Annotated in this window: 16 protein-coding genes; 2 read left to right on the top strand and 14 right to left on the bottom strand. The window is 63.7% G+C overall.

Features of this window, described 5'->3' with window-relative positions:
- Positions 1-16: 16 nt before the first annotated feature.
- From FHS03_RS10395 to pyrE, 6 genes are all read right to left on the bottom strand, one after another.
- Positions 17-613, bottom strand: coding sequence for a DUF6624 domain-containing protein (locus FHS03_RS10395; RefSeq protein WP_183440922.1), 597 nt, complete (start codon positions 611-613; stop codon positions 17-19).
- Positions 614-700: 87 nt separating this feature from the next.
- The gene (locus FHS03_RS10390) at positions 701-2,164 is read right to left on the bottom strand and encodes a radical SAM protein (protein WP_183440921.1); all 1,464 of its coding nucleotides are present in this window, start codon (positions 2,162-2,164) and stop codon (positions 701-703) included.
- A complete protein-coding gene (locus FHS03_RS10385) occupies positions 2,161-2,910 on the bottom strand; it encodes a prolipoprotein diacylglyceryl transferase (RefSeq protein ID WP_183440920.1) in 750 nt (249 codons plus the stop codon). The genes FHS03_RS10390 and FHS03_RS10385 overlap by 4 nt, the downstream gene beginning before the upstream one ends.
- A complete protein-coding gene (locus FHS03_RS10380; protein ID WP_183440919.1) occupies positions 2,907-3,140 on the bottom strand; it encodes a hypothetical protein in 234 nt (77 codons plus the stop codon). Before FHS03_RS10380 ends, FHS03_RS10385 begins: the two co-directional genes overlap by 4 nt.
- 4 nt (positions 3,141-3,144) lie before the next feature.
- A complete protein-coding gene (locus FHS03_RS10375) occupies positions 3,145-3,519 on the bottom strand; it encodes a hypothetical protein (RefSeq protein WP_183440918.1) in 375 nt (124 codons plus the stop codon).
- A 93-nt stretch (positions 3,520-3,612) separates the two neighbouring features.
- Positions 3,613-4,278, bottom strand: a complete 666-nt coding sequence (gene pyrE / locus FHS03_RS10370) for an orotate phosphoribosyltransferase (RefSeq protein ID WP_183440917.1) — start codon at positions 4,276-4,278, stop codon at positions 3,613-3,615.
- 51 nt (positions 4,279-4,329) lie between these two features.
- Here pyrE and FHS03_RS10365 point away from each other — a divergent pair, with 51 nt between their 5' ends.
- Together FHS03_RS10365 and FHS03_RS10360 are read left to right on the top strand one after the other, a co-directional pair.
- On the top strand, positions 4,330-5,097 hold the full coding sequence (locus FHS03_RS10365) for an exodeoxyribonuclease III (protein ID WP_176348994.1): 768 nt from the start codon (positions 4,330-4,332) through the stop codon (positions 5,095-5,097).
- A 4-nt stretch (positions 5,098-5,101) separates the two neighbouring features.
- Positions 5,102-5,518 carry a hypothetical protein gene (locus FHS03_RS10360; protein WP_183440916.1) on the top strand — a complete coding sequence of 139 codons (417 nt, stop codon included), beginning with the start codon at positions 5,102-5,104 and terminating at the stop codon, positions 5,516-5,518.
- Between the two features lie 9 nt (positions 5,519-5,527).
- Here the strand turns inward: FHS03_RS10360 and FHS03_RS10355 are convergent, their stop codons facing one another.
- The 8 genes from FHS03_RS10355 to gshB form a co-directional block, all read right to left on the bottom strand.
- Positions 5,528-6,439: a pseudouridine synthase gene (locus FHS03_RS10355; protein ID WP_229426150.1), complete on the bottom strand. Its 912-nt coding sequence runs from the start codon at positions 6,437-6,439 to the stop codon at positions 5,528-5,530.
- A gap of 1 nt (position 6,440) precedes the next feature.
- The gene (locus FHS03_RS10350; RefSeq protein WP_183440915.1) at positions 6,441-7,340 is read right to left on the bottom strand and encodes a M48 family metallopeptidase; all 900 of its coding nucleotides are present in this window, start codon (positions 7,338-7,340) and stop codon (positions 6,441-6,443) included.
- A 41-nt stretch (positions 7,341-7,381) separates the two neighbouring features.
- On the bottom strand, positions 7,382-7,993 hold the full coding sequence (metW, locus tag FHS03_RS10345) for a methionine biosynthesis protein MetW (protein WP_183440914.1): 612 nt from the start codon (positions 7,991-7,993) through the stop codon (positions 7,382-7,384).
- Entirely contained in the window at positions 7,990-9,132 is a 1,143-nt protein-coding gene (gene metX / locus FHS03_RS10340; protein WP_183440913.1) for a homoserine O-succinyltransferase MetX, read from the bottom strand. Before metX ends, metW begins: the two co-directional genes overlap by 4 nt.
- Before the next feature lie 132 nt (positions 9,133-9,264).
- A complete protein-coding gene (gene ptsP, locus FHS03_RS10335; RefSeq protein WP_183441176.1) occupies positions 9,265-11,013 on the bottom strand; it encodes a phosphoenolpyruvate--protein phosphotransferase in 1,749 nt (582 codons plus the stop codon).
- A 44-nt stretch (positions 11,014-11,057) separates the two neighbouring features.
- Positions 11,058-11,327, bottom strand: coding sequence for an HPr family phosphocarrier protein (locus FHS03_RS10330; protein WP_050409503.1), 270 nt, complete (start codon positions 11,325-11,327; stop codon positions 11,058-11,060).
- A gap of 82 nt (positions 11,328-11,409) precedes the next feature.
- On the bottom strand, positions 11,410-11,808 hold the full coding sequence (locus FHS03_RS10325; protein WP_183440912.1) for a PTS sugar transporter subunit IIA: 399 nt from the start codon (positions 11,806-11,808) through the stop codon (positions 11,410-11,412).
- Positions 11,809-11,815: 7 nt separating this feature from the next.
- On the bottom strand, positions 11,816-12,766 hold the full coding sequence (gene gshB, locus FHS03_RS10320; protein ID WP_183440911.1) for a glutathione synthase: 951 nt from the start codon (positions 12,764-12,766) through the stop codon (positions 11,816-11,818).
- Positions 12,767-12,796 lie beyond the last annotated feature (30 nt).

Here is a 12,796-nt window from a genome sequence, read left to right as displayed (position 1 = left end):
CTCCTTATTAGAATAATTATTGGCCGCCGCCCGCCGGTTTCCAATTGCGGCACATGCGCTCCGAAGCCATCTTCACGTATTCTTCCAGCGGCGGCATGCCCATCTCGGCGCGTCGCTGCGCCAGCTGCTCGGGCGCATCCACCGGTTTGGGCTGCCAGACACCCGCTGCCACACAGCCTCCTTGCGTGCCATAACTTTGCATGCCACCGCCGTTGACGGCGACACGATCGCGCAGATACGCCACTTCCTTACGGCTGACCTGATGCGAAGGCAACAGCTTTTCCATCTGCGCCAGGGCTTCGCGCTGCCAAGCCGGATTGGCGTCGTCGTGCTGCGCCAGCAGCCAGGCGCCCTGCGCAGCCTGCGGTCCGACCATGGACAACGCAGGCCAGCCATGCTGGCGCACGATCTGCTGCAAGCGCCGCGTGTGCGCAGCCTGCAGCTCGGCCAGCTTCTGTTCGCCCATCGCCGTCGCTTTCAGGGCTTGCTGGTCGCGCTCGCCCAGCCGCAGCAACTCATCGCGCAGCGCGGGATGACTGACGTCCAGCCCCAGCGCCGGCAAGGCCAGCATGCAGGCCAGCAGCACGCCCGGATTTCGCCATCTTCCTTGCAAACCGATTCCCTCCACAATTGCTTAGCATCCAAGATCCTGGCTCAGTATAGCCAGAATTGCAACGGACGGGCAAGCTGGCGCAAATGCCTACGCCGGCCGGATAGGAATGGTTCCGGCGTGGCGGCGCGCGGCCGTTTGCGCGGCGAGGGCGGCGCGAATGCCGTCCAGGCGGCGGCCGTCGCGGTACAGCAGGTTGTAGCTTTCAAACGGAATCATCTTACCGTCCGGCTGGGCGAAATGGACGCAGGATTTCTTGAGCGCCCGCACGTCGAGCGAATAGGCATCCATGAACTGCACGATCAATACGCGGAACACATTGTCGTAGCGCAGTTCGGACGGCGCAGCCACCAGCGGCAGGCAGCACATCAGCTCCGACAGGCAGTTGGCCTGCGATTCGGGCGAATGGTTGGTGGAGAACAGCTTGAAAACCTGCTCCTTCACCATGCCATGCATGGCCGGGTCGCGCTCGAACACGATGGTGTTGCCGCTGCCCTCGACCAGGGTTTGCGGGTCGAGATAGCGCGTCAGCGGCAGCGCCTTTCCGGCGCTCTTGATGGCATAGGCCATGGCCAGGGTATCGGGGTTGCAGGGCACCGGCACCACATCCTGCAGGGTAAACAGGGCGCTCTGCTCGGCGATCTTGCGGCGGATTTCCGATACCGTCAGACGATGCAGGCGCGGATCATAGTGCTCCACCCTCCCCGCATCCTGGATCGGCTGCAGGGTCACGCCACGCACACAGGGCTGCTGCAGGGCGAAATCGATGATGCTGCCGATTTCGCCGTCATTCAAGCCCTTCTTCAGCGTCACGACCAGGGTGGTGGAAAGGCCGGCTTCATTCAGGTTGGCCAGTGCCTGTTGGCGGATGCGGCTCAGGTCCGCGCCGCGCAACTCGCGGTGCACCTCGGCGTGCAGGGAGTCGAACTGCAGGTACACTTCCACGCCCGGCGCATAGCCGGCCAAGCGCTGCACGAAGGCCTTGTCCTGCGCCAGCACGATGCCGTTGGTATTCACCATCACATGCTTGATGGGGCGCGCCTTGGCCGCGTCCAGGATCTCCCAGAACTGCGGATGCAAGGTCGGTTCGCCGCCCGAGAGCTGCATCACATCGGCCTCGCCTTCATTCGCCACCACGGTGTCGAGCATGCGCAGCACTTCCTCCAGCGGTTTGTGGCGTTCGCGGTGGGTGCCGCTTTCGGCGTAGCATACCGGGCAGTTCAGATTGCAGTTATCGGTGATTTCCACCACCGACAGGCAGGAATGCTGCATATGGTCGGGACACAGGCCGCAGTCATAGGGACAGCCATATTCCATGCGCGTATTGAAGCGCTGCGGCATTTCCGGATGCTTGACGAAGACCTCGCGGCACAGCCGGTAGTATGCGACGTCGTCGCTGACCAGCACCCGCTCGGCGCCATGGGCGCTGCACCATTTGTCCATGAACACCTGGCCGTCCTTGAAGAGGATCTTCGCCTCAACCGGATGCAGGCAGCTGGAACACACCGAGGTGGTGGTGTCGTAAAACAAATAGGGGCGGGTTTTTCTGCTCACGCGGGGACTCTTCGGGCTTGTTGAACAATCAGCGGGGTGTAGCACAGCAGCGCCAGCAGGCAGACCAGCTGAATGCCGCTCAGGCCCGCGCCATAATCGTAGGGCAGCGGCTTGATGGCGTCGACCAGCAGGCGCCAGGCCAGATAGCCCGCCAGGTAAAGTTTGAAGGCGAAGCCGGATTGACCGGCCCAGCGCGGTCGCTGGCGCAGCAGCCAGCCTCCCCAGGCCAGCACGAACAGCATATCGTAGAGCTGGGTAGGATGGCGGGCCACGCCGTCGCCGAAGTCCACGCCCCAGGGCAAGGCGGTGAGCAGGCCGTAAGTGCCGTCGTTCAACCCTGCCAGGAAGCAGCCGATGCGGCCGATCACGGTGCCGACGATCAGCGGCAGGATGAACTGGTCGCCAGTGGAATGGCGCACACCCGCCATTTTCTTGGCCAGCTCCACCCCCAGCAAGCCCCCCAGCAGGCCGCCGACGAGCGATTGTCCGGCCGCCCAGGCGCCCAGGCTGGTCGCCGCGCTTTGCCATAGGTGGGGATATTCGATCCAGAACACCAGCTTGTTGCCGATGGCCGCGCCCAGGATGCAACCCAGGACCACGGCGAAGGAGCTGCCTTGCAGGACGCCCTCCTGGCTGGCGCGGCGGCGCTGCCAGCGATACAGCTGGAAGCCGCCGGCCAGGGCCAGCCATTCGCATAGCAGATGAACCCATTGCGCCGTCTGCGGCGTCAGGAGCAGGGCCTTCATGCCTCCGGTTTGCGGCCGGTATCGGCGCCGGCGGCTGCGCGGCGGAACAGGAGCCGGTAGATGACCAGGCCGCAGCCGGCCGCGATGAGCAATCCCAGCGCGCCAAGCAAGAGCAACGCTGACGCGTACCCTTCGCTGCCCAAGGTCAGGCCCAGGGCGCCGCACAGGCCGAAGCCCACCATCAAGACGCTGCAGGCGATCACGCACAGGGCGCGGGAAAGAGGCGTCATCGCGTCAGGAAGTGATGCTCAGGGTGATGCCCATTTCCGTCAGCAGGCTCAGATCGGCCAGGGAGAAATCCAGGCTGTTGGCGCCCTGTTCGGGCTCGGCGACGGTGAAGGCGATACGCAGCTCGGCCGCGATCGACGCCACGTCGAAGGTGATGCCGCGCGCCTCGCACTCGTGCAGGTAGGCGCGGATCTGGCGCATCAGGGTGTCGGGATTGCTTTCCTCGCCCAGATTGACATAGAAGCCGTTGTCGATGCGCACCCGGCCATCGGGCCGCACATCGCCCTTCTTCCAGTCGCTTTCCGGCTCGCTGGGCAGACCATCCCGCACGTCGGCCACGGTGGTCTCGTCACCGTAGACTTTCAAGCTAGCGATATTCATTCTTGCTCCGTTCTAATGTTGTAGCAAAGCAAGTACAGTCTAGCATAGGACGCGCCGCTGTCCAGCGGCGCACCGCAGAAGGCCTGCGCCAAATCAGGCCACGCCGTAGCGGCTGCGGTAGGCGGCCACCGCGTCGGTATATTGCTGCAACTGCGGATCGGCGGCGGCACCCGACAGGTAGCCGAACAAATCGTCCAGGTTGCCGATCGAGATGACAGGAATTCCATAGTTCTGGCTGACTTCCTGCACCGCCGACAGTGCCGACATCTGGCCGTCCTTGCCGGCGCGCTCCATGCGGTCCAGCGCGATCAGCACGGCGCAAGGCTCGGCGCCAGCGGCGCGGATCATCTCCACCGATTCGCGCACCGAGGTGCCCGCCGAAATCACGTCGTCGATGATCACGACCTTGCCTTGCAGCTTGGCGCCCACCAGGGTGCCGCCTTCGCCGTGGTCCTTGGCTTCCTTGCGATTGTAGGCGAAGGAGGTGTTGCGGCCCTTGCCGGCCAGCGCCATCGAGGTGGCCGAGGCCAGGGTGATGCCTTTATAGGCGGGGCCGAACAGCATGTCGAATTCCACGCCCGAGTCGAGCAGGGTCTGGGCGTAGAAATCGGCCAGGCGCGCCAGGGTGGCGCCGTCGTGGAACAAGCCCGCGTTGAAGAAATAGGGCGATTGGCGCCCTGCTTTGGTCGTAAACTCGCCGAAGCGCAGCACACCCGCCGCGACGGAAAACGCGATAAACTCTTGCCTCAAATTGCTCATAATGCCTTATCCAGTAGTGAACTGCCTGTATTTTAATCTCCCAGCCAACCTATGCCAAAAATCATTTCCGCAAACCTGAACGGGATCCGCTCCGCCGCCAAAAAAGGCTTCTTCAACTGGATGGGCACGCAGTCGGCCGATTTCATCTGCGTGCAAGAGCTGAAAGCCCAGGCCTCCGACATGACCGAGGAATTCCTCAACCCGCACGGCTACCACGGCCACTTCCATTACGCCGAGAAGAAAGGCTATTCCGGCACTGGCATTTATAGCAAGATTGCGCCGGACTCGGTGCAGATCGGCTTCGGCAGCCCGGAATTCGATGCCGAGGGCCGCTACGTGCGCGCCGATTTCGGCGACCTGACCGTGATCTCGGTCTACTGCCCTTCCGGCTCCTCCTCGCCCGAGCGCCAGGAAGCCAAGTTCCGCTTCATGGACCTGTTCCTGCCGCACCTGCTGCAGCTGCGCGCCGAAGGCCGCGAAGTGGTGATCTGCGGCGACTGGAATATCGCGCATAAAGAGATCGACCTGAAAAACTGGAAAGGCAACCTGAAAAACTCCGGCTTCCTGCCCGAGGAGCGCGCCTGGATGACCAAGATTTTCGACGAAGTCGGTTTTGTCGACGTCCACCGCAGCATCGATCCGCGCGAAGAGCAGTACACCTGGTGGAGCAACCGCGGCCAGGCTTACGCCAAGAACGTGGGCTGGCGCATCGATTACCACGTCGCCACCGCCGGCATTGCGGGCAAGGCCAAGACCGTCAGCGTCTACAAGGATGAGAAGTTCTCGGATCACGCGCCGCTGATCATCGAGTACCATTGAGGGTATGAATACCGTACTTGTACTTTTCTTCCTCACCATCCAGAGCAGCTACCAGCGCAACGAGGAGTCGGAAGCCACGGAAGAGGCTTTCGACACCATCCAGTTCATCGTGACGGACAAGGGCGCATGGCGCGTGAAGACCTTTGCCAGCGACCAGGATGTGCACGCCTGGGCCATCCAGGAAGTGCCGGACGATATCATCGATCTGGCCGTGGACAGCACCAACGAGGAATACGGCGACGTGATCGCGCAAGCCTTCATCCTCGAAACCAACAAAGGCATCGCCGGCCTGCAGCGCGAGCTGCGCCAGCGCGGCCTGTCCGAGCATCTGGAAATCGCCCGCACCGGCATGCCTTACTGGACGCCGGAAGGTTCCAGCTACAGCGCCAAGTCCTCGCCCAACAAGCCGCTGGCCCATTAAGCGGCGAGCTTACAGGCTGCGCCGGCTTTCGAAGTAGCGCCATTCCCCGGTCAAAGGATCGGGGAAGCCGATGGCGCGCGCCAGCAGCTTGAGCGGCTGCGACACATCGTCTTCCTTGCAGGGCAAGGCCACCGGGTAAAACGCATCGTTGACGATGGGGATGCCCAGCGCCGCCAAGTGCACGCGCAGCTGGTGCTTGCGCCCCGTGTGCGGCCATAGCCGGTACAGCACCTGGCCGTCGGCGCGCCGCTCGGCCACGTCGATCATGGTTTCCGAATTGGGTTCGCCCGCCTCTTCCTTCATGATGAAGAACTTGTCGCCATCGACCATGCGGCTGCGGTAGAGGAAGGGGAAGTCGCGGCCGTCCAGCGCGCCAGCCAGCGCCTCATACTCCTTCTGCACCAGGCGTTTCTGGAACAGCGACTGGTAAGCGCCGCGGCTGTTCAGGTTCGAGGAGAACACCACCACGCCCGCCGTTTCACGGTCCAGGCGGTGGATCGGCACCAGATCCTCGATGCCCAGCTTGCGGCGCAGGCGCACCAGCAGGGTTTCCTGCAGAAAGCGGCCGGTCGGAATGGTGGGCAGGAAGTGCGGCTTGTCGGCCACCACCAGGTGCTCGTCCTGGTAGATGATCTCTTCCTCGAAGGGGATGGGCGTTTCCGCCTCCAGCTCGCGGTAGTAGAAGATGCGCAGATTGCGACGGTAAGGGCTGTCCGGCCCCAGCGCCCTGCCCTCGCCATCCACCACGTCGCCGCGCGCCATGCGTTCGCGCCACTGTACCTCCGTCACGGCCGGGTAGTTATGCGCCATGAAACTGATCAGGTCGGGCCAGTCGCCCTCGGGCAGCCACAAATAGCTGGGCGTGACGCCGTCGCGCATGGGCAACGGCGCCTTGCCGTGAAACTTGACGGTGGAGGACATCTCAGCGCTTGTTCGGCAGCGGCGTCGTGCGGTAAGGCGGCAGCGCGGCCACCGTGGTGCCGCGCGAGCGCGCATACACCGGCAGCACCAGGGGCATGCTCTTGTTCATATCGGCGATGCGCGAATCGCCGCTCGGGTGGGTCGAGAGGAATTCCAGCGGCTGGCGCGCATTGATGGCGCCCATCTTCTGCCACAGCGCCACGCCGGCGCGCGGATCGTAGCCGGCGCGCGCCGCCAGGTCGATGCCCACCAGATCGGACTCGGTCTCGTCGCCGCGCGAATACTTCATCACCAGCACCTGGGTCACGGCGCCCGCGCCGGCGTCGGTCAGGCGCGGATCGATGCCCAGCCAGGCCGACAGTGCCGCCCCGCCCACCTTGGTGGCGATGGACGTCAGCTGCGAAGCGCCGGCCCGCTTGCGCGAGTGCTCGCGCAGGGCGTGGGCGATTTCGTGCCCCATGACCATGGCCACTTCATCGTCGGTCAGATTCAGTTTGGTCAGGATGCCGCTGAAGAAGGCGATGCGCCCGCCCGGCATGCAGAAGGCGTTCACCTGGTCGGAATTGAGCAGGTTCACCTCCCATTTCCAGTCGGCGGCGGCCGGATTCCAGCGCGTGGCATGCGGAATGATGCGCTGGGCGATGGCGCGCAGGCGCTGCACCTGGGGATGGCTGGCGGGCACCAGCGCATCCTTTTGCTGCGCCTCTTTCAGCAGCTGAGTGTATTGCAGCTTCGACTGTTCCTCGAACTGGTGGTCGTCGGTAAAAGCGCGCAGGCGCGACAGGCGGGTGACGGGGATGCCGTCCGCCTGCTCGTTCTGCGGCAAGGGTTGCTGTGCCTGGGCCAGGCCGGCGCTGAAGGCCAGCGCCAGCACCGCCAGGCGGTGTTTATACGTCTTCATGTCTGCGTTTCCCGTTTGCCGCCTGGCCGTGCCGGCGGCTTTTAGTTGCCTTTCCTTTTGCGCAGGCGGAAGACGGCCAGGTCGCCGCGTAAATTCGGCAGCACGCTGACGATATTGCCTTCCGCCAACGCCACGCATTCAATCACTTCCAGACCGCACTCCTCGGCCAGCTCCTGGAAGTCCTTGATCGTGGCGCAGCGCACGTTGGGCGTATCGTACCACTGGTAGGGCAAGGATTTCGATACGGGCATGCGGCCGCGCAGCAGCGCCACGCGGTGCGGCCAGTAGGCGAAGTTGGGGAAGGAGATGATGGCCTCGGCGCCGACGCGCACGATATCGCGCAGCAGCCTTTCCACATGCTGCATCATCTGCAGCGAGGAAAGACACAGCACGGTGTCGAAGGAATTGTCGCCGAAGATGCCCAGGCCGTTTTCCATATCCTGCTGGATCACGCGCACGCCGCGTTTGGTGCTTTCCAAGACCTTGTCATCGGCCAGTTCCAGGCCATAGCCGGTGCAGCGCTTGCCGCTTTGCAGATACTCCAGCATCACGCCGTCGCCGCAGCCCACATCCAGCACGTGGGCGTTTTCCGGCACCCAGTGGGCGATGAAAGCCAGATCGGGACGGGCTTTTTTCAGATCGTCGAAAGTCATGCCTGCAGCTCCTTCCACACCTGCTCGTAGTAGGCGCGCACCATATTCATGTATCGGGGGTCTTCCAGCAGGAAGGCGTCGTGGCCGTGCGGCGCGTCGATCTCGGCGTAGGTGACTTCGCGCCGGTTCGACAACAGGGCCTGCACGATCTCGCGGCTGCGTTCCGGGGAGAAGCGCCAGTCGGTGGTGAAGGAAGCGAGGAAGAACTTGGCCTTGGTCGCGGCTAGGGTTTTCGCCAGGTCGCCGCCATGGGCGCGCGCCGGGTCGAAATAGTCGAGCGCCTTGGTGATCAACAGATAGGTGTTGGCGTCGAAGTATTCGGAGAACTTGTCGCCCTGGTAGCGCAGATAGGATTCGATCTCGAAATCGATGCCGAAGCCGAATTTGTAGTCGCTGCTTTCGGCGATATCACGCAGCTTGCGGCCGAACTTCTCGGCCATATCGTCGTCCGACAGATAGGTGATGTGGCCCACCATGCGCGCCACTTTAAGGCCGTTTTTCGGCACCACGCCGTGCTCGTAAAAATCGCCGCCGCGGTAATCCGGGTCGCTCAGGATGGCCTGGCGCGCCACGTCGTTGAAGGCGATATTCTGCGCCGACAGCTTGGGCGTGGAGGCGATCACCATGCAGTGGCGCAGGCGCTCGGGATACATGATGCTCCAGGCCAGCGCCTGCATGCCGCCCAGCGAGCCGCCCATGACGGCGGCGAACTGGGTGATGCCCAGTTCATCGGCCAGGCGCGCCTGGGCCGCCACCCAGTCCTCCACCGTGACCACGGGGAAGGCGGCGCCATACGGCTTGCCGGTGGCGGGATTGGCGTGCATCGGACCGGTCGAACCGAAGCAGGAGCCCAGGTTGTTGACGCCGATGACGAAGAATTTATTGGTGTCGAGCGGCTTGCCGGGACCAATCATATTGTCCCACCAGCCCACGTTCTTGGGATTGTCGGCATACACGCCGGCCACGTGGTGGGAGGCGTTCAGTGCGTGGCAGACCAGCACCGCGTTCGACTTGTCGGCATTCAGGGTGCCGTAGGTTTCATACATGAGCATATAGTCGCGCAGCGAGGCTCCGCTTTGCAGCTGGAGCGGCGCGGCAAAATGCATGGTTTGCGGCGATACGATTCCTATGGAAGACATGTGTTAATCAGGTAGCTGTGAAGGTACAGCGCGGCCCCACGGGCCATCTATCGATGCGGCCTCCCGTGATGATGGGCGCCGCAGACTAGCCGCGCGCGCCGCCACAATGGCTGGCGCCGCGCGCGGGCGGATTTACATCGTTTGCAAGGCCTGAACCGCTTCGGCGATCGCGGCCGGTTCCATGGCGCGCAGGATCTTGCGCGTCTGCGGCACGACCGTTTCCAGATCGCTGTTCAGGATTTCCTGCTTGACCGACAAGAGCTGCGCCGGGTGCATCGAAAACTCGCGCAAGCCCATGCCCAGCAACAGACGGGTCAATTTGGTATCGCCCGCCATTTCGCCGCATACGCCGACGTCGATGCCGGCCTTGTGGCCTGCGGCGATGGTCATGGCGATCAATTGCAAGACGGCGGGATGCAGGGGATTGTAAAGGTGCGCCACCTCATAATCAACCCGGTCGATGGCCAGGGTGTACTGGATCAGGTCATTGGTGCCGATCGAGAGGAAGTCCATGCGCTTGACGAACATGGGCAGGGCCAGGGCCGCCGCCGGAATCTCGATCATGGCGCCGACCTGCACTTCCGGGTCGTATTTGATGTCCAGTTCGCGCAGCTGGGCCTTGGCCTGCTCGATCATGGCCAGCGACTGGTCGATCTCGAAGGCGTGCGCCAGCATCGGGATCAGGATGCGCACCTTGCCGAAGGCCGAGGCGCGCAGGATGGCGCGCAGCTGGGTCAGGAAGATCTGCGGCTCGGACAGGCAGTAACGGATGGCGCGCAGGCCCAGCGCCGGATTGAGCGCCGTGTGCTCGCTCTGGTCGAGCGGCTTGTCGGCGCCGATGTCCAGGGTACGGATGGTGACGATGCGGCCCTTCATGGCGGCCACGGCGCGCCGGTACTGCTCGAACTGCTCGTCCTCGGACGGGATATCGCTGGCGCGGCCCATGAACAGGAATTCGGAGCGGAACAGGCCGACGCCGCTGGCGCCCGCCTCCAGGGCAGCCGGGCAGTCGTCGGGCAGCTCGATATTGGCCAGCAGGGTGATGGCCGTGCCATCCTTGGTGACGGCCGGGGTTTTCTTCAGTTTGCTGAGCTTCTTGCGCGCGCGCAGGGCGGCCTGCTGGCGTTCGCGGTACTGCTCCAGCACCAGGGCGCTGGGCGTGACGATCACCACGCCGGCATCGCCGTCGATGATGACCCAGTCGTCCTGCTTGATCAGCTGGGAAGCCTGGGACATGCCGACGGCGGCCGGAATATCCAGGCTGCGCGCCACGATGGCGGTGTGCGAGTTCTGCCCGCCCACATCAGTGACGAAGCCGATGAAGGAGCGGTCGCGGAATTTGAGCATGTCGGCCGGCGAGATATCGTGGGCCACCACGATCATCTGGGCCTGGAATTCGTCGCCGGCGGCCGGCGTGATGGCGGTGGGCAGCGGCTCGCTGCCCATCAGCACCTTCAGCACGCGCTCGGCCACCTGCTGGATGTCGGCCTTGCGTTCGCGCAGATAGGGGTCTTCGATTTCGTCGAACTGGGCGGAAAGCTCATCGATCTGGGTCAGCAAGGCCCATTCGGCGTTGTAGTGGCGGCTGCGGATGATATCCAGCGGCGCCTCGGAAATCATGGGGTCGGACAGGATCAGGGCATGGACGTCGATGAAGGCGCCCAACTCGGTCGGCGCGTCCTTGGGCAGTTCATTCCACAGCGTTTGCAGCTCGCGGTGCACGGCGGCCAGGGCCTGCTGCAGGCGCTGCACCTCCGCTTCCACATTTTCTTCGGCAATCAGATAGTGCCGGACATCGAGGGCCGCAGGCGTCAGCAGGTGGGCGCGGCCGATGGCGATGCCGCGCGATACCGGAATGCCGTGGAGCGTGAACGATGCCATGGGCGGATAGGTATGGGTTCGCGGATGGCTGCGGTCCCTCGGCATTACTCGCCTTCGCCGAATTTGTCGTTGACCAGGGCGGCCAGGGCGTTGATGCAATCCTGCTCGTCGGCGCCGTCGGCTTCCAGCGTCACCTTGGCGCCCTTGCCGGCGGCCAGCATCATCACGCCCATGATGGACTTGGCGTTGATGCGGCGCGCATTGCGGGTCAGCCAGACGTCGCTCTGGTATTTTGCGGCCAGTTGGGTAAATTTGGCGGAAGCACGCGCATGCAGTCCAAGCTTGTTGATAATCTCAAGTTCTTGCTGAATCATATAGTCTGTCTTCTCAATCAGGGATGCGCTGCAAAAACCGCCGCTGCCAGCCGGAGCTAACGGCGGCTACTGTGGGCCTGCATCAGACCCTTATCCTGTTATCGACCCGCACCGCGCCGCTTTGGGCGCCGGCCAGGGCCATCTCCACCACCACATCGAGCGTGTCGCGCCGGTAGGTGATCGCGCGCAGCAGCATCGGCAGGCTGATGCCGGCGATGACTTCCACGCGGCCCGCGTCGGCCAGCTTGTTGCAGCAGTTGGCGGGCGTGCCGCCTTTGATATCCGTGATCACCAATACGCCCGAACCGTCGTCCAGGCGCAGGATCGCTTCGCTCGCCATTTTCTGCACTTCGCCCAGATCCTGGTCCGCCACCACGTCGATGGCTTCCAGCCGCTCTGTCTGGCCGCGGAACACATGGGCCACCGCGGCCAGGAAAGCCTGGCCCAGCGGCGCGTGCGTCAACAACAATATGCCAACCATATCCTCGTTATCCTTGCTGGCCCGCTGCCGCTTCCAGCGCGTCGATGAACATCGCGGCCACCTGGAAGCCGCTTTGCTGGGTGATCTCCTGGAAGCAGGTCGGGCTGGTGACGTTTACCTCGGTCAGGCAATCGCCGATCACATCTAATCCTACCAGCAAGAGGCCACGCGCTGCCAGTACGGGGCCGAGGGTTTCGGCAATTTCACGGTCGCGCGCCGACAGGGGCTGGGCCACGCCCGTGCCCCCGGCGGCCAGATTGCCGCGCACCTCGCCGGCTTGCGGAATGCGCGCCAGCGAATACGGCACCGGTTTGCCGCCGATGACGAGGATACGCTTGTCCCCCTTGACGATTTCGGGGATGTATCGCTGCGCCATGATGGTGCGGCTGCCGTTGGCCGTCAGGGTCTCGATGATGGAACCCAGGTTCAGGCCGTCGGCCTTGACGCGGAACACGCCGGCGCCGCCCATACCGTCCAGCGGCTTGAGGATCACATCGCCATGCTCGGCGTGGAAGGCGCGCAGGCGGGTCTCGTCGGACGTCACCAGGGTCGACGCGGTGAACTGGGAAAACTGCGCGATCGACAGCTTCTCGTTATGGTCGCGGATGGCGGACGGCTTGTTGAACACGCGCGCACCCTGGTTTTCCGCCAGCTGCAGCAGATAGGTGCCGTACACGTATTCCATATCGAAAGGCGGGTCCTTGCGCTGGACAATGGCGTCGAATTCGGTCAGACGCATCTCCTGCGACTCCTCGGCGCGATACCACTCGTCGGCGGCGCCGGTCAGGATGATGCGGGCGGCGTAGGCCGTCACCACGCCGTTAGTCAGCGCCATATGATGCTGCTGGAAGGCGTACACCTCGTGGCCGCGGGCGGCCGCCTCGGCCATCATGGCGTAGGTGGAATCCTTGTAGATCTTGAAGCTGTCCAGCGGGTCGGCGAGAAAAGCGATTTTCATGGGCGCGTCCATTCGAAGTAATGGCTGATT

It is taken from the genome of Pseudoduganella violacea (assembly GCF_014191875.1).
Classification (GTDB): Bacteria; Pseudomonadota; Gammaproteobacteria; order Burkholderiales; family Burkholderiaceae_D; genus Rugamonas; species Rugamonas violacea_A.
Note: the sequence above shows the minus strand (reverse complement) of the source record. Positions and strands in the feature narration are given on the sequence as shown.